This window comes from Winslowiella iniecta (assembly GCF_001267535.1).
GTDB classification, from domain to species: domain Bacteria; phylum Pseudomonadota; class Gammaproteobacteria; order Enterobacterales; family Enterobacteriaceae; genus Erwinia; species Erwinia iniecta.
Genome location: NZ_JRXE01000091.1, coordinates 1 through 217, shown reverse-complemented (window position 1 = coordinate 217; position 217 = coordinate 1). Strand labels below are relative to the sequence as shown.

The 217-nt window shown below is 46.5% G+C and carries 1 pseudogene; it reads right to left on the bottom strand.

Annotated elements, in window-relative coordinates:
* Positions 1–204, bottom strand: a pseudogene (locus tag NG42_RS21740) (hypothetical protein); the annotation flags it as partial.
* Positions 205–217 lie beyond the last annotated feature (13 nt).

Genomic DNA, 217 nt, shown 5'->3' with positions numbered 1-217 from the left:
ATCACGGGAGACTTCGGTCTTCTTGCTCATCTGATCAAACTTGGCATTCGCCAGTTCGGTGAACAGCAGCATGATGTTTTCCATCGTTACCATTGCGGTGCCCATCAGCGAGGTGTTCTTACCTGCGCTCAGATATTCGGTATCACCTGATTTCACTTCAGACGCGGCATTCAGGTTGATGTTGTTGGTATTAATAGTGGTCATGATTTTACTTTCC